The organism is Shimazuella sp. NTD247, from assembly GCF_059510415.1.
Genome location: NZ_JCAJZU010000005.1, coordinates 1 through 19391, shown reverse-complemented (window position 1 = coordinate 19391; position 19391 = coordinate 1). Strand labels below are relative to the sequence as shown.

Sequence of the window (19391 nt, the reverse complement as noted above, 5' to 3'; positions counted from 1 at the left end):
CAAAAGTATGAAAATAGGATTGAAGGATTAAAGTGGGGAACATATGATTTTCATATGATTGTTGGTGAAACGCTAAAAAAACCGAGGAGTTTACATGCCCCTCGGTTCTACTTATTTTATTGACCTGATTTTGCATTTTTTAAAACATTTGCTGGAATAGAAATAGGTGTATTATATGGAGTTAGCTTCATTTCGACATCTCGTTTTACATCGCTTCTACTTTGCGTATGATCTTCGAATTTTTTTGGTTCAAATGTATTGGAATCAATGGTTATCACTTGTTTACTGGACAGGTTTCTTTTCTTGAATTCAGTAAATTCTTTTTCAGTCATAGCAGGTTGTTTTACGATCAATAAATCGGTTGTAATGACATAATCATTGCCGATTTTTTGAAGCGTTATCCCAGGAGCTTGCTCTTTCGTTCCAAGGTATTTAACAAGATTATTGACTAAATCCGGGAAGACATTAGTAACGAAAACACTTCCATTTGAATTTTGTTTTTTGTACCACTGACCATCTTGTTTCGTATAAACATATTGTTCATCATAATAATATTCCTTATTTAATGTGTTTGTAAAATGGGAAATTCCAGGATTGAAATGCTCCTCTCCAATTTCCGTATAATTGGTGCTGCCATCAACTGTTACTTCTTTCGTTGTGCTAGTGTATTTCAGGCCTTTTATTGTATTCATCACTTTTTGGTTTTCTTTTAAAATCATAAGAGGTGTCTCTTTTTTGATGCTTTTTGTTACTTTTGTTTTTGAATTAGTATCACTGCTTGATTTTGCAGGAGAACACCCAGAGACTATTAGAAAAACAAGTGCGAATGATGTTAAAATAATACCAAACTTTTTCATTGTATCACCTTGTCCGTTTAACAATTAATGTGACCATAATATTAAAAACGAATAAAAAATACAATAATATTTTATAAATCAAAGCAAATTACATAAAAATTTCCAATTAGTGTTTTTGCCCAACTCCTCAAGGTTACGTCAAATTCCCTAAAATCAAATATTTTGTTAGATCAGGGTACTTTCGTATATCCGATATATACATTGTACGTTATTTAGTCACTCTATTCCTTGTGGCGTTTGGGCAGAAGCCTGTATTATGAATATTATGACGAATGGCAAATACGACATTAAAAAATCCATAAACGACTCGTTTCCTCTTGCGGCGGTTCACTGTTCATGCACATCAAGCTAAAAACAATGTCCCCTCCAAAATTTGGGCAAATTATGTTTCTTGAAACGGATGCTGGTTCTAGGCCTAACAGTAAGTTTTTTTCTTTTATTTTCAAACACAAAGAAACACGACCTTTCCCATTTAAAGCAGATGGTTAAGGTACGTGTTTTTTGTGGTCTACGTTAAATTCACGTTATTTTCTGTGTTTAAAAAATCGAATAAAGTTGCTTCAATACTCATTTGGAGGCGGCACCCGGATTTGAACCGGGGATAAAGGTTTTGCAGACCTCTGCCTTACCACTTGGCTATGCCGCCATATACATTTATGTATTTTCAAATTAATTAAGTGGGTGGAATCTCGACAAAAGGATTTCCATCAGACACTTGAATAGTTTACCATAGTCCTCATAAAAGTCAATACAAAATTATATTAGCAATCCCATATGACATACTATTTTGCAAAGTAAGAATATGTTACATTTACTTTAACATCGGACTTACTCTCAGGGAGTCATAATGGAAGTAAACAACAAACTGCAAACCGTACATGGCGAGATTTCCATCACCATTTCTGCTTATTATATCCTTGAGCGTGAGGAGTTGATCGGCACAACTGGCAAGACTCATGTAACGCTTGGATACAAACAGCGAGAGGTGCGTTTTACTGCTGGACGCATCACGTTTCATCGGACAGATATGATCCAACCTCCTTACGCGGATACAAGTCATGTAAAGAAGGCTTGCTTGGTGCAGTATTTTCACCCGGGAATGTGTATCGAAGATGTGAAGGGGAAGTTCGAAATCCCATGTACCCTGTTTGATGAAGAAGGGCAGTTTATGCCTCCTCACATGGTACAAGCATTTTCATTGTTTACTGACGACCTAGAGAGTAGTCTTATTCACCCCTGACTTTCGCGTTGGGAAGTGCCTCTAATGTAAAATTAGAGGCACAACACATTATTCCCCAATTGCAATCCTCCTCTTTTCGATAGATCACTATCTCATTCATACATAATTTGATAAACTATGATCGTAAGCGGACAACGACTTTGGAGAAACAGATGAAAAAGACATTCACTCTTCCAACTGCTCATGGAGACATTTCGGTTCAAATTTCTGCTAACAAAATCGAGGAGAGAATCGAATACTACCACACAATGGGCACAACTCAGGTGACACTCACCCACAAAAACCGGAAGATCAGCTTTACAGTTGGTTACTTCTCTATGTTCCGCACTGACATGATCCGCTATCCTTTCGCGGATATCCATAAGGTCGGCGAACAGTACCTCCATCAGTTCTTTTATCCGCAAATCAGGATCAAGCATCCTGAGAAAGATCAGAGCACGACATTTCCTCTGTTCGATGCAAAGGGAGAATTCTTCTCTAAGAAAGAAGTAACAACATTTGAAAAGCATTGGGCAACAAATGTGTCGTAGTTTCTTAAAGATTTGTCTATCCAAACCATAACTTCCGGGTTTGGACTGCCTCTAATCACTTGATTAGAGGCAGAAAAATATCCCCCACCATTAATCATGTATGAGAAAACGCAATCTACAAACACTAGATGAAAAAGGAGCTTTTCTCATATGATCCCAATTGACTCCCCTCTCGAAGGAAAAATAGAGAAATTTTATGTGATTTCAGATAAACTAGAACCGGAAGATTTCCATCTAGGCGGCGGATTTACATATGAACATGGATATTTTGATAAAGCATTAGACTGGGAAGAAGAGCACGGCAACCGGTACTATTTGCGTATACCTGTCTTCCAAGTGACTGGTGATATTGGTGATCCTGACACTGTTATTCGACTCGGCAAGCCCTTTGTTATCAAACATGAATTTCGCACCGACGATTCAAACGACCCTGCAGCAGATACAGGAGTATTCAGCGGGATGGTTGATCAATTCACCGCTCCTATCCCTGTAGAAGATCATCCCATTGACCAAAAATGGATCACAAGAGCAGAAGACATCTTACAACAAGTAGAACATATTTTACTCCATACATAAAAAAAGCTACTCAAAATGAGTAGCTTTTTTTATGTATGGCAGGGGCGGTAGGAATTGAACCCACACTGGAGGTTTTGGAGACCTCTGTTCTACCATTAAACTACGCCCCTATAATAGAAGCCACCAAGCCTAATAATTGGTGGCTAGAAGAAGATATGGTGCTGGCAGCAGGAGTCGAACCCGCGACCTACTGATTACAAGTCAGTTGCTCTACCAGCTGAGCTATGCCAGCATATATAAAAAGTGTTTTAAATGGTGGCTCGAGACGGAATCGAACCGCCGACACGAGGATTTTCAGTCCTCTGCTCTACCGACTGAGCTATCGAGCCATCTATGTAAGAATGGCGGAGAGGGAGGGATTCGAACCCTCGAGACAGGTTTTGCCCGCCTACACGATTTCCAATCGTGCTCCTTCGGCCAGCTCGGACACCTCTCCAAAACACTTTGTTTTTGTCAGGAACGTTTTCTATCTTAACCTGTTGGGCAACCTATTGTCAACTACTTTTTTCATTTTATTTTTTGTTTGTAGAGAAAACATTGATATTCCTGCAAAAATAACCTTTAACATAATGATATACATCGCTTCTTCCAATTATACCAAACCACTCCACTTTGTAATATACCAAAAGCAACAACCGAACTCTCTGTCAGAAGGAAGTCCCATGAGCGTTACGCCCCTGCCTGCCGGTACCACCCTCGACGAGTTCAGTGTGGAGGCGATCGGCGACCTGCCTCTCTCCTCCCAGGACTGGGAGGAGATCAAGGAAAACTGGCTGGAAGAGACAGCCAAAAACCCCACTCTCACAATCGGCGGGGTACACATCGTCGCCGAGGAGTCGGAGGATGGCCGTCACTACCATGTCTACCGTTCGAGCTACGATGTCTTCAAGTGGATCCGGAGTACTGGGCAGCCTGGAGCCTTGGTCAACGTCGTCTCGATCGTCGAATGCGGAGGGCATCCTTGTCTTCGCGAAGAGCGGAGCAAACACACACCACGCTGGAAAAATCGTTGGTGTCGGCGGCATGTTGGACGACGACGACATGGACGCGCCGAACCCCCTCATCTCCAACGGCAAGAGGGAGATGAAGGAAGAGATGAACCTGGATGCAAACAGTCCTGCGGACATCTCCTCCTACTCCGTTGCCTTTCTCGGGCGGCGGAAGAACGGCAGCATCGAGCTGCTCTTTGCGCAGACTCCTTTGTGCAAAGAGCAGCTGATGGCTCGCCAGAAGGGATCGGATCAGGAGTTCTCTGAGCTCTACTTCATGGAAAAGACGACGGCCGGGGCCAAGAGGCTTCTGGAAACGTTTCCTCGAAAGGACCGTTGGGAGAACCTGGAGCCGCTTCTGGAAGCGATGTTCCAGCTCTAGCCTTTACGGTAAGAGCAACTGTACCGCATAGCAATACATCCCGACACCACCTCGGGTGCAAAACGATTGACGGGACAGCCCTCGCCCTCCTTTCCACCAAAGAATAGGGGGGCGCAACTGCATTTCCCTTGTATTCTATCCCCCTGTCTTCTTACATTTATTTACATAAAATTTTCATTTGCAAAAATATATGTTCTATGTTAAATTGTGATTGTAGTTTGAAAAGTGTACATAAACTTTAAAGTTATCTAGCTTCTTAGTGTATGGCGTTACGCCATATCAGCGCGCAAGACTCTCATACATCATCTGGCCCCGCGTTACTATACTAGCCCTACCGTATAGGGGGGTGATTGTGAACCGCCTAAGTAGGCATAGCCGCGATCACAATCGACCCCCCTATACGGGGTCTAGCTCAGTGGCGTTACCAGATCATAGTGTTTTCGTAGATAACTTTTGCAAAAACCTAGTTACTAAACTTGTAACTAGGTTTTTTTATCTTTTAATTGCGAATATATTTTCGGTTCTTTCTTGACGCAATTCTCTTAAATCATATATATTTATTGAAAATACGTCTAAAAAATTTATAAACCTTACGTTTTTCTCAATATTTATAAATATTATTGTACTATTCACTTCAAAGACAAGTCCTTTGTATTTTAAAGGACCATAATGCGAATTCAAACTATGCTCCCATTTATTTTTCACAAACACGATGCAAGAACGAGAGGAGTCAACTTGTGCTAAAAGATGAGATAAAAGAAAAAAGTGCCCTTACGTTAAAACAAGAATGGCATGAATTAGAAAACCATATTTCTTGGTGGGAATCCAAACAGCCGTTAAGCCCTTTACCAAAAGAATTACAAGCACTGTTGGATCGAAATGATCCAGCTTTTGTTGAACAGTTATTACAATTTGTCATGTTACTAGAGAGTTCTTATGTATGGAATGACAAAAGAGATCGATATACATATACCAGTCCACAAAAACTCGCTGCACGAGACCGCTCATGGATTTGGACTCTTTACTTACAAGACAAACCTTTAGCCAAAGAAGGATTAAAACAATTACTTACATTCCACTCATCCCAAAAATTTAACCAACTGGCATCAAGTGCAGGTGTATACGCTACCTACTACAACTTTTACAGCTATCGCAACAGAAATTACTTTTATCATTTAACCAATAAACTTTATACACGGTATTTAAAAGCAATCTATAAACTTGCAGAAAAAAAGCAAGATGTCGAGATCTGGAGCATGCTAACATATCGTTTTGAAGTGGATCGCAATTATTACACTTACGTTCAAAATCCGGATAACCGTTCCGACCGAAAAACGGGGTCTACCCCAGGTACTAGGAGATATCTGACCAAACGAAGCTGGCGTACCTTGCGGAAATTAGGTAAAAAGAGATCACAAGAATATATCAATATGGCGTATGATTTTCTTTTTCAATTTAAAAACATCGATGCAAAACCTACTATGATAACCACTGCAAACAACCAAAAAAAATCTGTTCGATCTTTCAAGGAGTTCTGGGTTTTCAATCATATTCTTTATCATCATAGTCAGCGGTTTACATATGGAAGCTCAACATGGCAAGAAAAAACCGATGCTTACTCCAATGATTGCCCAAACGACAGAGAAGAAGCCTTTCCACATCTATGGGATCAGCATCCAGATAAACTACTGCAATTGCTATTAAAGGCAGAAGCATCACCTGTCGTGCACTTTGCAGGACGAGCTTTGCGTCTTGGCAATAAAGATTTTGTCTCCAATCTGTCTGACGAAATCATTCATGAACTACTGCAATCGACTGAACCATATCGACAAGACTTTGCAGTACGAGAACTTTTAAATCGTTTGGATAAATCGAATCCGGATATAAATCGCTGGATTATGCTTTCTACACATACAAACCCTCGTATCCGTCAATTAGCAAATGATTTCTTGCGAGATAATTTTACATATTGGTCCAAAGAAACTCAGCAAAAACTGATCAAACAATGTTTTCATAAAATAGGCAAATCCCAAACATCTGTGTTTTTAGAAGAATGGTATTTATTATTTGAAAAAGAACTTAAGCCAGTGCTTGCAGAGATCATCACTATACCAATGTTAACCCCTCTTTTAGCACAGACGAATACAACTGTCCATCGTTTTATTGCTTTGCTTATTTCTATTGTACAGTTGCCGCTTCATCCATTTTGTGCAGACGATTTATTAGTCTTTTTAGAGCATGAAGCAGAAACAATACGTGAATCTGCTCGTAATGTTTTCCATAAAGACTATATGTCACTCGCTTGTACACCGGAGTTCTTAGCAAAATGGTGTGCAATACCTTATGAAGATAACCAAGTTTTCCTTACACCATTTTTTGCAGATCGTATGCATTGGCTTATACCGATTTTACCGAAGTTTTTGGACGAACTATGGGCACAGATGATGTTGCCCGCTATTGCCGAACAAAGCCGTAACTACATTCAAAATGATTTGCTCGGGACAATGTTTTTGTCTGCATTAGCAGACACATCATTAGATCAAATTTTAGGATTACTGGAGCATCATGATACAAATTTCCAAACATTAGGGGCAAGGATTTTCGCTGCGAAAAAACCAACAGCAGAACAATTTACCCTTGAGCAATTGGTGCAATTGTCTCACAACCAAATAGCACTATGCCGCTTAGAAGCTAGAAATTTATTAATCCAAAGAATATACGATCTCTCAGATGAGCAATTAGTACAACTGGTGGAGACAGAATGGGATGACACAAGAAGCTGGGCTTTTAGTTATATGAGAAGCTTATCAGCTGATCAATTCACACCTACCCTTATTTATGGACTTATTGATAGTGCCCGCCAAGATGTACAAGCATTTGGCATGGAACTGGTAGACATTCATTTTGAAGACATCGATATTAGCACATTGCTGTTACGCGCAAGTGAGAGCACAGACATATTCGTCCAAGAATATGCGCTTTCGCTGGCAGAAAAAATCACATGGAATGTTGCAAAGGTTCAAACTTTAGAACTATTTTTCCGAACGATCCTGTTTAAAGTGCATCAAGCAAGAAAAGCAAAACAAATGACATTTCAGTTATTGCATCGTTTAGCAAAACAAGACCAACAAATAGCAGAAGTGATTATACCTGTATTTCAAGATATCGCTCATACGGGCGGAAAACATGATTTCGAACGTATTTTGTCGATTTTAACAGACATACAAACACGCTATCCGAATTTAGAAACACCTATCACGATTCAATAAGGAGGTCTTTTGGTGCTATTTCAACAAACTTATGCTTCTTCGAGCGGAGTCAGCCATACAGGGGGTAACACTCTGGTCAACTTCGCTCCTGATTTAGGAAGAGAGCCGACCTTTTTTCGGGGAAAAATTGCTGATCCAATCCGTTACCGTGATGCAATGATCGCTTTACGAGATGTAGTTGTCTCTGATTTAAACTATAAATCAAAAGATAACTCTGCTTACCAGGAATGGGTGAAACAGCAATATTTATTAGATATCGCTAATATTTTAGGAGAAAAAGAAGATCTATCTATTCAAATTTACCAATTACAAAGCCGGTTAAAAGAACTAAATAAGCTTCGAAGCGAGCGGATGGGCGATTACTATAAATCCCAACGAAAATACTTTGATTGGTTATACAAAAACGATAAAGATGCTTGGTTTGTTTTAGATCCTGTAATCACCGTCGCGCCTGACCAAGTATTTTTTGAAGCATTTTCTCTTGATGAATCTTCCTACGGAAGGTTAGCGGTGCATGAAGCACTCTTTGCTGACATAAAAGATTTTCAATACGGCACTACCAACATTGATTTTTCGGATAATTTACTTGCAGAATTAAAACGTATTCGCACTTATCGACCAACAGAATTTCAAGTAGATCCCACTGGTTTTGAAGTAGCCACACAAGGAAGAGAAGTATACAAAGAGAAAAAAATTGACGTACCCACCAGCTGGATTCGCGGATTTTTACAAGTACAATCTGCCATGAGCATGCCTACTTCTTCTTTTGAATTAAAACCAATAGATCTTTATAACATCTGTAATTTTTTACGTAAACACAAGGAGAAAAATAGTCCTCGTTCTTTAAAATACAAGCTAAAACCAGGAGAACCTGTCGAGTTGGTAATAGAACCTTGGAACGAAACAATAACTTTTCCAGGATCTATCTATCTAGGCGACAGTGCCCAAGAGATACGTACATGGGGACGCAGGCGCCTATTTTTATTAGAAAGACTGCTGCCACTTGCAGATCGAATAACAGTACACTTGCTGGGAACAGGAATGCCGAGTTTTTATGTTGTTGATATGGGAAAACTCAGTTTTACACTTGGGCTGTCTGGTTGGACTCGCAATGACTGGGCAAGTGCGGGAAATTTTGATCTAATGGTCGGAACGGGAACAAAAGCGACTCCCAATCAATCAGCACTTGTTTTTGCCCAGTTGAAAGGGAGGAAAACTGCGACAGATTCGGAATTAGCAAGTTGGACTCACTTGTCTACAAACACGGTACAAGCTGCTCTTCGCCAGCTATGCAGTGCAGGAAGAGTGATGTTTGACTTAGAAATCGGAAAATATCGCTTACGTGAACTAACTCGTGATCCACTTCCAATGGATCAATTAAAATACACTAATCCAAGAGAAGAACTAGCACAGCGGTTAGTAACAGATAACAAAATCAAACTTACCAAACGGCAAGCAGTTTCGAACGGCTGGAATCTAGAAGGAACAACGGAAAAGCAAAAGACAAGTCTTTCGCTAGATGCAGACGGCCGTATCACTTCTGGGCAATGCTCCTGCTATTTTTATAAACAAAATCGTTTGATGCAAGGTCCATGTGAACACATGCTAGCTCTACTGCACGCCCATCAAAAATCATAGGAAAGGAGGACATACCCTTATTATGGAAGAAGAAAACAAAATGTTAACCCGGGAAGAATGGATTAGTAAAATTCGAGCAGAAGGAAAAGTAGAAACCATTCGCGCCGAAATGATTCGACTAGGCTTTTGGGAAGCCCCAAATCTAAGTGAAGAGGAAAAACAACAGCAAGCAAAAGAAGATGATGAATACCATGAAGTAAAAAAACAATTACAACAGTTGCAAAAGCGTTCCAAAGAACTAAAAAATATCGACTTTTTGCTAAAAGAAGCGAGAAAGAAACGGATAGAAGAAAGCAAGCAAAGACGTGCTGAACGGAAAGCAGAACGAGAAAAAATACAAGCAGCAAAAAAAGCGAAGTGGGAGAAACACAAAGAATCGCATGTTATTCATGCAGGAGAAGGGATATCTTCAGGACTAGTTTCTACAGATACAGATGAAGCAAAATTAATGGGTTTTCGCTTACCGCTGATTCGATCAGCAATGCAACTAGCAGAAGAAATCGGTATAACCCTCTCACAATTAAAATGGTTAACTTATCATCGTAATACAGCGACCATTAATCATTACTCCCGATTCACGATACCAAAAAAGAGCGGCGGAAAACGAGAAATCTCTTCACCGAAATCGACATTGCGCAAAGCACAATCTTGGATTAAACAACATATACTCGATCTGCTCCCGATCCACGAAGCAGCGCATGGTTTTGTGATCGGAAAGAGTACAGTAGATAATGCCAAGCAGCACGTTCAAAAAGATGTTGTCATCAAATTTGATTTGAAGGACTTCTTTCCTTCCATTTCTTTTGTGCGGGTAAGAGGACTGTTTGAATCATTTGGATACAGCAAAGCCATCAGTACTTTGTTTGCATTGCTCTGTACAGAAGCCCCGCGTAAAGAAGTACGATTTGACAATAACATATATTTTATAGCGATGAAAGAACGCCAATTACCGCAAGGCGCCTGTACCAGCCCAGCCATTACCAATCTTTTATGCAGAAGATTAGACGACAAATTAATTCACACAGCATTAGATAGAGGATTTACGTACACACGCTATGCGGATGACTTAACATTCTCTGGAAGAAAAAACACAGAAAAATATATTGGTTCCATCATGAATCATGTGCGCAGTGTTGTTGCATACGAAGGTTTTACCATCAACGAAGAAAAAACGCGTGTACTTCGCACCTCCCGCCGCCAACGTGTAACTGGAATTGTTGTAAATGAAAAAGTCAATCTCACTCGAAAAGATATGCGAAGTTTCCGGGCTCTCTTACACAATGTAGAGAAAAACGGATTAGAAACAGAAAATAAACAGAATCACCCACATTTTTGGGAATATATCAACGGCTATGTCAGTTATATTCAAATGGTCAGACCTGACATGGGGGAAAAATATGCGGAGCAAATATCACGCATTGCTAAAAAATATGATTTACCAAGACTTGTAAATGTGTCAAACTAGGGTAATTTATCCTAGTTTTTCTTTTTTACATCCCTTCGGCCGCTTTACTCATTTATAGATTCATCGTCTCTTTTGGACAATACTAAGACAGAGCCATTTCCCACTTTTGGAGGATTCATGTCTAGTCACCTGGAAACTCTTCGTGCCATCGATGCTATTAGTGAGCGCATCACATATTTTGTAAACAATCCAGATCTTATCAACGAGCTCTCTGCCAAGAAAAAGAAGGATGCTCTTCATTCGATTCGAGAGAAGGCATCGAAGATTGAGGCAGAAAGGGATCCAGATCTGCCCGAAGGCTTTGGATTTGCGGTTCCTCTAGCAGCACGTTGGGCAAATAGGAGCAATACGCTGTCTGATATCATTGAGGAAATGATCAAGAAGGCTAATACTCCTGAGTTTCTGTGGATGCGTAATGCACTGAAGAATGTAAAGTGATCGAATAGGTTCATCTTCCCGCAGTGAACATTTGGAAACAGGCTGTTCACTGCGGGCCCCTGTCTACCTCATTCCGCCCATTACCATCCTTACAACATAGGAAGTCATCTCTTCCATGTTGTATGATTCTCTTCCCTTACTCCAATCGGAAGATGTTCCAAAAATCAACCAGCTCATCATTCTTGCTGATGTTTTCATTGGTATCGTACTTACCTCTTTTCCTATGTGCTCCTTAGTAGATCTAGTTATTGACACAGTTGGTGGAAAAGAAGGCTGGCGTTGCTTATCTGTTCTAAAAACAAACGGTACTTTGGCCCCTACTACTTGGGGAAAATATGATTCCCCTCTCATTCAAAGCAGAGATCTCACTGTAAAAAATTTGAACATGATAGATTCTGACCCTACTATACTGAAAAGATTAGCTTCTTTACTGGATGAAAATCGCATAAAAGTTCATATTGAACACATTTTTTCATTGTCTGATGTTGCCAAAGCACATGAACACAGCGAAACAAAGCATGTTCACGGTAAAATAGCTTTGCAAATCACCTCATAAAATATAAGAATGCTATTTAAATAATTAAACTCACATTGTTAAATTCATTGTAAATTTTCCATTGAAATTTAATTGTATAACTAGCTTTTTTGAAAACAGCTACTACTTTGCCGTTTCAGAGAGTTAAAGCGATTACAATAGACTGATTTCTCATAAAAATATTATTTTACTTTTTAAGTACTATTTCTTATTTTTTAAGTTATAATATTTTTGGGAGACGTCAATAAAAAGGAGTTCCCGTGGCTGATAAAGTAATCGAGATTAAGAACAAAAAGGGTGAGATCGAAAAGATAACTTTCATAGGGGGAAGAACAGAGATACAAAGCATCTTTTCCTATGACGGCTACGCGATCAAAACACCTGGGTGCCCCCATCTCATTTTGACACTGGATGGTAACGGCATCAATGTTTTCGAGAATACGCTTTCTAATCTTATCGATACGATTCCATTTGCCCCTAATGATCGAATACCGTCCGAGAAACGAATCACAAAGTTCGGTGTGACGATTGTTCATCAGATTTTTCCTGATCGTGTTCGACCTGTAGATATGAAACGCTAGTTGATCTTTATTAAAAAAATCTGCACAGAGACGATTTGTCTCTGTGCAGCACAACACACACATATGAAAATATTTTTCCATATAAGCCCTCGATAGTCCACAACTATTTAGGGCTATTTAAATTTAGATCTTTCGATCAATTTCAGTTATACTTATTTTGGGAAACTAGTTATAAAGAGAAAGGATTCCCATGACTAAATCTAAAGTAATTGTCGTAGATAAACAAACTATGACCATCACTTTTGATGGCACATTGAAAGAAATTTACGAAGAATTGGATAAGAGACATTTGTTCGACACACTAGTCAACGGAAAAATTTCCATTCGTTTGATTGCAAGAGAAACAAATCCCGGCAAATATGTAAATGGCATTCTAATCCACTCTACTGATGGAATCTTTGAAGATGTTTTTGTACCACTAGGAAGTAGTGAAGTAGTTGGCGGTGTAACAATCATCACGAAGAAGAAGTAAATAAAATGATCTGCGTGAATATAATACTATCTCACGCAGATCACCCAAATCACACTCCTTTTATTACTGCCAACGGTTTGCATTCTGCTACTACAGATGCGAGTCCAGCCCCTTCGATCGAATCGATAATTTGATCCACATCTTTGTATGCCTGAGGGCATTCATCTAGTATGCTTTGCAAAGTACGTTGATTGACCAAAACTTCTTCATCTGTGCCCACTTTCATTGATTCAGCAAATTCATCAATGGTAATTAACTCTTTGGTAGCACGGCGTGAACGAACACGTCCTGCACCATGACAGATCGAGTAAAAGTTTTTCTCTCCGCCAGCAGAACCTACCATAATATAGGAAGAAGTCCCCATCGATCCTGGTATTAATGCAGGATGACCCGTTTCTTTATAGGCTTCTGCATTTAAAAAGTGACCTGCTGGGAGTGCTCTTGTCGTTCCTTTGCGGTGTACCAACATCGGTTGATTGCGATGGAATTCTTTTAATGCATAATTGTGCATTAAATCATAAAGTACTGGCGCTTCAATATCAGCTCCAAAAACTTCTTTGAACCCTTCACGCACACCATATGCTAACATATGACGATTTACAACAGCAAAATTAAGAGCAGACTGCATCAAGTTAATATATTGCTGCCCTTGATCGGAATCAATCGGAGCAAAGACAAGATTCGGATCTGGTGTTCCAACACCCCATTTGCTCATCGCTTCTTTAAAATCTTTGCTATATTTAGGCCCCATCATTCCGCCCCAAGCACGTGAACCGGAGTGGATCATGATGACTACTTGTCCATCTTGCAGTCCCCATTTTTCTGCAATTTCCCGATTTTCTTCCCGAATGCTGATCGCTTGAATTTCGATAAAGTGATTTCCGCCTCCGAGTGTTCCCACTTGCTGCCAAGCACGACTCCACATTTTATCAGGAATATAATCTAAAAAATCGGTATTAAACTCAAATTTCGCATGTTCTACATGGGTCAACGACTTGCGTTGCTTAGGGGTATAACGATCTGGGATATACTCTGGCGGTAAACCATGTAAACCTTCAGAGACAATCTTCTCTACCCGAATATTTTTATAGTGTGAAGCTGCACGTTCATTTGCTGGTACAAACTTTTCTATTGATTTTATTAACTCTCTTCGTAGTTTTTTATCTTGAATATCTTCTTTTTTCAAAGGGGTCAAATGAACACGCATTCCACAGCCGATATCCGAGCCCACGATGGATGGAGAAACAAATCCATCTCGCATATTCCACACAGCTGTTGTTCCGATACATGTCCCGATTCCCACGTGGGCATCCGGCGTGTAACTCATATGAACATTTCGCGGGATTTGTAAATTATTATCCGCCATATGATACACCTTATCTTCTAACGATGCGAAAACTTCATCATTGGCAAATACATGAAGTTTTCCATGTGTCAAATCTACTTCTCTGTGATTTTTGCCATGATTTTTTAACATATTGTATAACTCCTTTTTAGGAAAAGAACTAACATTTCATATTTTACTACTATCCATACAATCAAACCATTATTTCTAATATTTTTAATAAAAAAGAACCAACTTATTAGGAAGCTGGTTCTTCTTGTTTTCTCTCGTTATGTTTATTTCCCCAATCACACATCATTTCAATCATTGGCAGCATTGTTTTTCCATATTCACTCAGCGAATATTCCACTTTTGGAGGAACAGTAGGAAAAACTTTTCTCTCCACGATCCCTTCATTCTCTAAATGACGCAGATGTTGGATGAGCATTTTTTGTGAAACATTTGGTATCTGTTTCTCTAGATCGTTAAATCGCTTGGGAGAATCCAGCAAATTCCATAAAATAAGAGGCTTCCATTTACCACCTAATACATGGATTACTGCCTCAATCGGACATTCATTTTGATGAATCATCAACTGTAATCGCACTCCCCTATAAAACCTTACTTTTAAGTCTGTAACTAACTAAAAAGTGCGTTCTTAACAGAATATTATATGTAATTTACAATAAAAGCAACAATATTGGAATTAGTTTAATGAAAGTTACCAGAGGACGTTCATCGTTAAAAAAAGAGATAAAGGCTGTCCAGAAAGGTACCCTTTTTATTCACTGAACAGCTTTTAAATACAATTTTAACTCCTCAGCAATCTCCATTAAAGGCTGTGAGCTTTGCTTTGCACGGCACAAAACAATTGCTCCCTCCATTGAACTAGTGATCAATGTAGCAATGCGGCTTGCTTGCTCTTCCGAAAAATGATTGGAAAGCAGCATGCCTTGGTAAGCATTCCTGCAAGATTCATATAATTGGTCACAAGCATTGCGAAGTTTTTCACTATTATTTGCCGTTTCCAACACAATAGCAGCAAACGAACCTGATCTCGTACATCCCATTTCATCTAATTTTTTTGCAAAGTTAGCAAATATCGTATAAACAATTTCAGCCGGATCTGTTGCATCTGCTAACACGCCCCGGATACGTTTTACTAGGGAATCACCATATGCCTTCACTGCCTCTGCTACTAATTCTTCTTTTCCTCCTGGAAAGTAGTAATACAAAGAACCTTTTGGAGCACCACTTTCTTTTACAATTTGATTTAGTCCTGTCCCATGATAACCTTGCTGCTCAATCAAATGGAAAGTAGCTTCCATTAGTCGAATTCGTGGTGAGTCAGACTTATTTTTCACTGCATACACCTCCTTTTATAATGATCGGTCTATATATTTTATTCGTCTTATACAGTTATTGTCAATCTTCTCAAATAAATCCCCCCAACTTCCTGAATGTATTGACAAATGATATTTAATGATTTATCTTTTATATAGACCAATCGTTATAAATTGGTTTCCATTTTACATTAATTATATAGACCGGTCTAATTATAAAAAAGAGGATAGAACATCATGGATTATGGTTTAAAAAATAAATCAGTGTTGGTAACAGGCGGTTCAAGAGGAATTGGAAAAGCAACAGCTAAAATTTTTGCAGCAGAAGGTGCAAATGTATTTATCACTTATGCTCATAACTCCTCTTTAGCAAAAGAAACAGCAAAGGAAATCACAAACAATGGAGGTTCTTGCAAAACTCTTTACCTTCATCTGAAAGATCCAACTAGTATCTCTCAAGCTGTTGAACATATAAAAAAGCAAACAAATAAAATCGATGTACTTGTCAATAATGCCGTTTTTTGGGGGGGAGGAATCAGCTATCGAAAACTCCAAAGAAGATAAATGGTATTCTGTTATCGATCAAACCATCAAAGGAACGTATCTACTTACTAAAGCAGTGGTTCCGTTAATGAAAAAAACAATTGGGGTCGTTTAGTACATGTATCATCTAGCCTAGTTCAAGATGGCAAAGCTTTTAATACAGCAAATATAGCGAGCAAATCTGCTCTTCATGGTTTTAGTAAATCATTAGCGATGGAATTAGCGGAATTCGGAATCTATTCCAATATTGTAATGCCTGAACTCACGCAGACGGAATGGGTTGACCAAGCATTTCCAAAAGAAATCATCCAAACCTATGCATAATCCTTCCCAACAAAAAGACTTGGTGCTCCAGAAGATGTTGCTAGTTTAATAGCTTATTTAGGATCAGAGGAAAATCGATTTGTAAATGGAGAAGAGATACGCGTATCGGGAGGCAAATAGTTAGAGAAGTATGTTCATCATTTGAGAGACATTTAATAACTTATATTCACTCGTAGAAACATAAAAAAATAGAAAAGGGAGAGCGATTCACGTGGAATTAAAAAAAGAACAAGAGGCAATCAGAAATTTATTTAACAAATTAACAACTGCTTGGGATACGGCAGATGGAGAAGCATATGGTGCTTGTTTTACGGAAGATGCTGACTATGTAACTTTCCAAGGAGAACATCTAAGAGGGCGTAAGGCAATCACAGATGTTCATCAAGAACTGTGGAATGGTGTATTGAGAGACTCTATTTTACTGGGAGAAATAAAACAATTTCGATTTTTAACACCGGATGTAGCAGTTTTCCATGGACTTGGGGTAGTGAAACTAAGATTTCAAAAAAAAGCTCCTTCTAAACGTGATTCAATCAATACCAATGTAGTGGTAAAAGAAAACAGTGAATGGAAAATAGCCGCTTTTCAAAACAGCAGAATCACCAAACCTGGTCTAATGCAGAAAATTTTTATGAAATTTAGTTAGATTGACCAAGTATTTGTAGGGAACACGGATACTAAGCTCCTTCTTAATACATTCAATTTGGGTATAAACAGTACAACAAAAAAAGAAACCACCTAAACTCAGTAGTTTCTTTTTTGATTTACGAATTAAACTCTACAGTCTGAATCTATAACAAACCTCGGAATCATCGTTTTGACTACTTATGAGATTCTATGCAGTAATTTTGGTTGGTTTGAAGAAAATTATCAAAACCTCAAGCAATAGACCTATTCCCTAACTTCCATTAGGATCTGTAAAGACAGAGGCTGCCCACAAAGTATAAACTGCATTAAACCTTATACACCAAATTATGCTAAAACAAAAAACCAAATCCATTGGTCGAAGATCATTGATCATTTATTCCATATATTGTTCTTCTGGTTCATTTATAGCTGCCGCCAAGATTCTCTCTGCAACAAATTCAGGAGTATCAGGCGGATTGGAAGAGCTCTGTGGCCGCTGCGGGCGAACAGAGCGGACAGGACGGACACCTAGAGCATTCTTGCCAAAACCTGTTGCGGTTACACGTGGATAGACCGAAATCACCCGGATTTTCTCTGAGGCCAATTCGCTTCGTGCTGTATCGGAAAGCATGTTCAAAGCGGATTTAGTAGCCGCATAGGCTCCGATTCCAGGAATATTCATCTTGGTGACCACCGAACTTACATTGATGATCAAGCCACCTCCTTGCTTCCGCATGATAGGAATCACAGCTTGCATGGCTGTTAATGGACCAATCACATTGAGATTAAAGATCTTATGGAAGTCATCAAGATTAAGGTCGGCGATTCTGCCAAATGCAGATTGTCCTACATTATTGATAACCACATCCAGACGACCAAAGTGACGTTCTGTCTCCTCAATTACCTGTCGAACTTGCTTCGAATCGCTCAAGTCAGCAGGCAGAGCTACAGCGTCACTGCCCTGACTTTTCAATTCCTCAGCGAGATGATGGAGTACATCCGCAGATCGAGCTACCAATGCTAATTTGGCACCAGCTACAGCAAAGCGGCGTGCTGTGGCTAGTCCGATACCAGCGGATGATCCAGTAATAAGAACGACCTTGTCGTGAATTTCCATAATAAATGCTCCTTTCTCTCCATGAAATGATTGTGGCTGTTTTTCTTGCTTGTATTCGTGGGATTAATGCAGTATTTCAGGCTGCGGGCAAAAATACTACTCATTATTATTTATCAAACCAGGGACAGACACTCTTGCCATTTCTATACGTGCAGTTCCACCATACAAATTTTCTATAGTAGCATCCGCAGTAGCGATGTATAAATTGCGGCCATCCTCTCCTCCTAGTGTACAAGAAACAACTATATGCCCATCCGTTGCAGTCTTTACAATATCAGTTGTATTTCCATCCAGCGTAATCCGACGAACTTCACTGCGGTAAGGCATAGTAACCCATATAGCACCCTCTGCATCTAAAACAAGACCATCTAATACATCCAATTCATCTTCAAATTGTACAATGGTTCTACGATTCGATAATCTTCCATCTCCATCGACATCAAAAGCATTTATTCGAAATCCAAACAGCTCAGACACGATCAATGTCTTTCCATCTGCTGTGAGTTGGACACCATTTGGAAAGATTAAATCTTCTTTATCTGCTTCTACGGTTCCATCTGGATGTACAATTATCAAATGAGAAGCAACGGGAGGACCACCTGCAAATAGGTCGTATCCAAACTGAGTTATGTATGCCCTTCCTTCCGGATTTACCCACATATCATTTGCTTCATAAGCTTTATCTAGAAAACTAGCTACAATCTCGGTAGTACCATCTGCTTTTATACGACGTAATGAACTATCGTCCATTCCTACTACTAACGGATCACTGTTAAGAGGGAATCCTAGTCCAGATGGTTTCACGTCTAATGATGCAGATATTTGCAATGCATGGCCATCAGAACTCATACGATAAACTTTTTTAGCCGCAAAATCAGAAAACCAGATTTCATTGTTATGCCAGCGTAATCCTTCCAAGTACCCGAATCCTTCACGAACAATATCCGCTTTTTTTTCCATTAATATATAGTCTCCCTGAAATTTTATTTTTATAAATATTAATAGTATTGTACAACGATAATCAGACGAAAAACAATAAATATATACCAAGAAGCTAAAGGTCTTCATCTATTTATTAAAATTTTTTTCGCTTCCAATATGAAACTCCTACAATAAATAAAAGACTCCTTTACAAGGAGCC

18 protein-coding genes, 5 tRNA genes and 1 pseudogene are annotated in these 19391 nt (G+C 39.2%); 13 read left to right on the top strand and 11 right to left on the bottom strand.

The genetic code is table 11. The features are described 5' to 3' along the window. Positions 1–116: 116 nt before the first annotated feature. Both AC5WOC_RS13170 and AC5WOC_RS13165 read right to left on the bottom strand, forming a co-directional pair. Positions 117–719, bottom strand: coding sequence for a hypothetical protein (locus AC5WOC_RS13170; RefSeq protein WP_496055865.1), 603 nt, complete (start codon positions 717–719; stop codon positions 117–119). A 710-nt stretch (positions 720–1429) separates the two neighbouring features. Then, a tRNA-Cys gene (locus tag AC5WOC_RS13165) sits at positions 1430–1503 on the bottom strand. Positions 1504–1704: 201 nt separating this feature from the next. On the opposite strand from AC5WOC_RS13165, the gene AC5WOC_RS13160 reads away from it, so the two are divergent. The 3 genes from AC5WOC_RS13160 to AC5WOC_RS13150 all read left to right on the top strand — a co-directional run bounded on the left by AC5WOC_RS13160 (position 1705) and on the right by AC5WOC_RS13150 (position 3203). After that, on the top strand, positions 1705–2097 hold the full coding sequence (locus tag AC5WOC_RS13160) for a hypothetical protein (protein WP_496055864.1): 393 nt from the start codon (positions 1705–1707) through the stop codon (positions 2095–2097). 152 nt (positions 2098–2249) lie between these two features. Next, positions 2250–2627, top strand: coding sequence for a hypothetical protein (locus tag AC5WOC_RS13155; protein WP_496055863.1), 378 nt, complete (start codon positions 2250–2252; stop codon positions 2625–2627). A gap of 150 nt (positions 2628–2777) precedes the next feature. Continuing rightward, positions 2778–3203, top strand: coding sequence for a YugN family protein (locus AC5WOC_RS13150; protein ID WP_496055862.1), 426 nt, complete (start codon positions 2778–2780; stop codon positions 3201–3203). A gap of 36 nt (positions 3204–3239) precedes the next feature. On the opposite strand, the gene AC5WOC_RS13145 is transcribed toward AC5WOC_RS13150, so the two are convergent. The 4 genes from AC5WOC_RS13145 to AC5WOC_RS13130 all read right to left on the bottom strand — a co-directional run bounded on the left by AC5WOC_RS13145 (position 3240) and on the right by AC5WOC_RS13130 (position 3639). Continuing rightward, a tRNA-Trp gene (locus AC5WOC_RS13145) sits at positions 3240–3313 on the bottom strand. 46 nt (positions 3314–3359) lie between these two features. Continuing rightward, positions 3360–3435: transfer RNA gene (locus AC5WOC_RS13140), tRNA-Thr, on the bottom strand. A gap of 21 nt (positions 3436–3456) precedes the next feature. After that, positions 3457–3532: transfer RNA gene (locus AC5WOC_RS13135), tRNA-Phe, on the bottom strand. A 13-nt stretch (positions 3533–3545) separates the two neighbouring features. Continuing rightward, positions 3546–3639: transfer RNA gene (locus AC5WOC_RS13130), tRNA-Ser, on the bottom strand. A gap of 407 nt (positions 3640–4046) precedes the next feature. Here AC5WOC_RS13130 and AC5WOC_RS13125 point away from each other — a divergent pair. The 8 genes from AC5WOC_RS13125 to AC5WOC_RS13090 all read left to right on the top strand — a co-directional run bounded on the left by AC5WOC_RS13125 (position 4047) and on the right by AC5WOC_RS13090 (position 12972). Continuing rightward, the gene (locus AC5WOC_RS13125; protein ID WP_496055861.1) at positions 4047–4574 is read left to right on the top strand and encodes a hypothetical protein; all 528 of its coding nucleotides are present in this window, start codon (positions 4047–4049) and stop codon (positions 4572–4574) included. A gap of 737 nt (positions 4575–5311) precedes the next feature. Next, positions 5312–7843 (top strand): hypothetical protein, encoded by a 2532-nt coding sequence (locus AC5WOC_RS13120; protein ID WP_496055860.1) that lies wholly within the window; start codon positions 5312–5314, stop codon positions 7841–7843. Between the two features lie 12 nt (positions 7844–7855). Continuing rightward, a complete protein-coding gene (locus AC5WOC_RS13115; protein WP_496055859.1) occupies positions 7856–9481 on the top strand; it encodes an SWIM zinc finger family protein in 1626 nt (541 codons plus the stop codon). A gap of 22 nt (positions 9482–9503) precedes the next feature. Then, positions 9504–10946, top strand: coding sequence for a reverse transcriptase domain-containing protein (locus tag AC5WOC_RS13110; RefSeq protein ID WP_496055858.1), 1443 nt, complete (start codon positions 9504–9506; stop codon positions 10944–10946). A 117-nt stretch (positions 10947–11063) separates the two neighbouring features. Then, positions 11064–11384, top strand: coding sequence for a hypothetical protein (locus AC5WOC_RS13105; RefSeq protein ID WP_496055857.1), 321 nt, complete (start codon positions 11064–11066; stop codon positions 11382–11384). A 115-nt stretch (positions 11385–11499) separates the two neighbouring features. Beyond that, complete coding sequence (locus tag AC5WOC_RS13100) at positions 11500–11940, top strand: zinc-binding dehydrogenase (protein ID WP_496055856.1); 441 nt, start codon at positions 11500–11502, stop codon at positions 11938–11940. Positions 11941–12179: 239 nt separating this feature from the next. Then, positions 12180–12500 carry a hypothetical protein gene (locus AC5WOC_RS13095; protein WP_496055855.1) on the top strand — a complete coding sequence of 107 codons (321 nt, stop codon included), beginning with the start codon at positions 12180–12182 and terminating at the stop codon, positions 12498–12500. 190 nt (positions 12501–12690) lie between these two features. Then, positions 12691–12972 (top strand): hypothetical protein, encoded by a 282-nt coding sequence (locus AC5WOC_RS13090; protein WP_496055854.1) that lies wholly within the window; start codon positions 12691–12693, stop codon positions 12970–12972. A gap of 49 nt (positions 12973–13021) precedes the next feature. Here AC5WOC_RS13090 and AC5WOC_RS13085 read toward each other — a convergent pair whose 3' ends face one another. The 3 genes from AC5WOC_RS13085 to AC5WOC_RS13075 form a co-directional block, all read right to left on the bottom strand. After that, entirely contained in the window at positions 13022–14449 is a 1428-nt protein-coding gene (locus AC5WOC_RS13085) for an RtcB family protein (protein WP_496055853.1), read from the bottom strand. A gap of 106 nt (positions 14450–14555) precedes the next feature. After that, positions 14556–14888 carry a winged helix-turn-helix transcriptional regulator gene (locus tag AC5WOC_RS13080; RefSeq protein ID WP_496056225.1) on the bottom strand — a complete coding sequence of 111 codons (333 nt, stop codon included), beginning with the start codon at positions 14886–14888 and terminating at the stop codon, positions 14556–14558. A 193-nt stretch (positions 14889–15081) separates the two neighbouring features. Next, complete coding sequence (locus AC5WOC_RS13075; protein WP_496055852.1) at positions 15082–15660, bottom strand: TetR/AcrR family transcriptional regulator; 579 nt, start codon at positions 15658–15660, stop codon at positions 15082–15084. 216 nt (positions 15661–15876) lie between these two features. Here AC5WOC_RS13075 and AC5WOC_RS13070 point away from each other — a divergent pair. Together AC5WOC_RS13070 and AC5WOC_RS13065 are read left to right on the top strand one after the other, a co-directional pair. Then, a pseudogene (locus AC5WOC_RS13070) lies at positions 15877–16626 on the top strand (SDR family NAD(P)-dependent oxidoreductase). Between the two features lie 91 nt (positions 16627–16717). Beyond that, a complete protein-coding gene (locus AC5WOC_RS13065; RefSeq protein ID WP_496055851.1) occupies positions 16718–17152 on the top strand; it encodes an SgcJ/EcaC family oxidoreductase in 435 nt (144 codons plus the stop codon). A 375-nt stretch (positions 17153–17527) separates the two neighbouring features. On the opposite strand, the gene AC5WOC_RS13060 is transcribed toward AC5WOC_RS13065, so the two are convergent. Both AC5WOC_RS13060 and AC5WOC_RS13055 read right to left on the bottom strand, forming a co-directional pair. Then, entirely contained in the window at positions 17528–18250 is a 723-nt protein-coding gene (locus AC5WOC_RS13060) for an SDR family NAD(P)-dependent oxidoreductase (RefSeq protein WP_496055850.1), read from the bottom strand. Positions 18251–18346: 96 nt separating this feature from the next. Further along, positions 18347–19210 carry an SMP-30/gluconolactonase/LRE family protein gene (locus tag AC5WOC_RS13055; RefSeq protein WP_496055849.1) on the bottom strand — a complete coding sequence of 288 codons (864 nt, stop codon included), beginning with the start codon at positions 19208–19210 and terminating at the stop codon, positions 18347–18349. Positions 19211–19391: the final 181 nt, after the last annotated feature.

Coding starts and splice junctions, on each gene's coding strand:
- AC5WOC_RS13170 (WP_496055865.1), bottom strand. CDS start 719: ATGATTTTAAAAGAAAACCAAAAAGTGATGAATACAATAAAAGGCCTG.
- AC5WOC_RS13160 (WP_496055864.1), top strand. CDS start 1,705: ATGGAAGTAAACAACAAACTGCAAACCGTACATGGCGAGATTTCCATC.
- AC5WOC_RS13155 (WP_496055863.1), top strand. CDS start 2,250: ATGAAAAAGACATTCACTCTTCCAACTGCTCATGGAGACATTTCGGTT.
- AC5WOC_RS13150 (WP_496055862.1), top strand. CDS start 2,778: ATGATCCCAATTGACTCCCCTCTCGAAGGAAAAATAGAGAAATTTTAT.
- AC5WOC_RS13125 (WP_496055861.1), top strand. CDS start 4,047: ATGGCCGTCACTACCATGTCTACCGTTCGAGCTACGATGTCTTCAAGT.
- AC5WOC_RS13110 (WP_496055858.1), top strand. CDS start 9,504: ATGGAAGAAGAAAACAAAATGTTAACCCGGGAAGAATGGATTAGTAAA.
- AC5WOC_RS13105 (WP_496055857.1), top strand. CDS start 11,064: ATGTCTAGTCACCTGGAAACTCTTCGTGCCATCGATGCTATTAGTGAG.
- AC5WOC_RS13100 (WP_496055856.1), top strand. CDS start 11,500: ATGTTGTATGATTCTCTTCCCTTACTCCAATCGGAAGATGTTCCAAAA.
- AC5WOC_RS13090 (WP_496055854.1), top strand. CDS start 12,691: ATGACTAAATCTAAAGTAATTGTCGTAGATAAACAAACTATGACCATC.
- AC5WOC_RS13085 (WP_496055853.1), bottom strand. CDS start 14,449: ATGTTAAAAAATCATGGCAAAAATCACAGAGAAGTAGATTTGACACAT.
- AC5WOC_RS13080 (WP_496056225.1), bottom strand. CDS start 14,888: ATGATTCATCAAAATGAATGTCCGATTGAGGCAGTAATCCATGTATTA.
- AC5WOC_RS13060 (WP_496055850.1), bottom strand. CDS start 18,250: ATGGAAATTCACGACAAGGTCGTTCTTATTACTGGATCATCCGCTGGT.
- AC5WOC_RS13055 (WP_496055849.1), bottom strand. CDS start 19,210: ATGGAAAAAAAAGCGGATATTGTTCGTGAAGGATTCGGGTACTTGGAA.